This window comes from Mesorhizobium carmichaelinearum, assembly GCF_900199455.1.
In the GTDB taxonomy this organism is placed as follows: Bacteria; Pseudomonadota; Alphaproteobacteria; order Rhizobiales; family Rhizobiaceae; genus Mesorhizobium; species Mesorhizobium carmichaelinearum.
Genome location: NZ_FZQR01000125.1, coordinates 1 through 1,064, shown reverse-complemented (window position 1 = coordinate 1,064; position 1,064 = coordinate 1). Strand labels below are relative to the sequence as shown.

Annotated in this window: 1 pseudogene; it reads right to left on the bottom strand. The window is 60.7% G+C overall.

The features are described from left to right. Nucleotides 1–128: 128 nt before the first annotated feature. Nucleotides 129–869 (bottom strand): annotated as a pseudogene (locus CKW40_RS42290) (IS630 family transposase); the annotation flags it as partial. Nucleotides 870–1,064 lie beyond the last annotated feature (195 nt).

Here is a 1,064-nt window from a genome sequence, read left to right as displayed (position 1 = left end):
ATACCAGCGTACGCACAGCAGGATCACGGATCGATCAAAATGGCGGCCTTTGAACATGAGCAACTCCTGGAAAGAAGGAGAAGGTGTCATGCACCAATCACCTTTCCGAAAAGTTTGCGACAAAACCTTTCAGCCTCGATGGTATTGAGGAAGCGGATGAACTCCTGATGCCGATGGCGCTGCATGTTGCGGCCGATCACCGAGCCATCGAGGATGTTGAGTGCGGCGAACAGGGTAGTGGTGCCGTTGCGCTTGTAGTCGTGCGTCATGGTCGCCCCACGACCGCGCTTTAGCGGCAACCCCGGCTGAGTGCGATCAAGCGCCTGTATCTGGCTCTTTTCGTCAACCGACAGCACGATGGCATGCGCAGGCGGCGAGACGTAGAGCCCGACCACATCGTGAAGCTTCTCGGCAAAGGCTTTGTCGTTGGACAGTTTGAAGCTGCGCCAGCGGTGGGGCGCAAGGCCGTGGTCGTGCCAGATCTTCACGACCGAGGACGCAGCAATGCCAACCGCTCTTGCCATTGCGCGGACCGTCCAGTGCGTCGCCTCGTGGTCAGGCTGCTCCAGCGTAAGCGCCACAACCTTGTCGACCAGCGCGGTCTCGAGCGGCGCGATGCCCGGAGGCCGGGTCTTATCGCGCAGCAGGCCATCCACGCCCTCGGCCATGAACCGCTCCTGCCAGCGCCACACGCAGGTCTTCGACTTGGCCGTTGCCGCCATGATCCCGACGGTGCCCAAGCCATCGTCGGTCAACAGGATGATCCGCGCCCGCCAAACGTGCTTTTGTGGCGAACCGCGCGCCGCGACGAGCGCCTCAAGCCGGGCCCTATCCGATGCTGTGACGACGATGCTGATACCGGTACGCATCCCGCATCGTCGCACAAGCACGCAACACCGGGAATCCCCGATCGGACTCGTCTGTCCCGATCAATCCACTCTCATGTTCGCTGTTTCAAGTCGCAGGTGTGAAAAATCGTTCGCTTGCCATGGGCAAGCGTTGTGGCGAAATGGCTGCTCTGGGCAAGGCAGGAGGCACGGTCAATGAACGACGGTTGATCATGC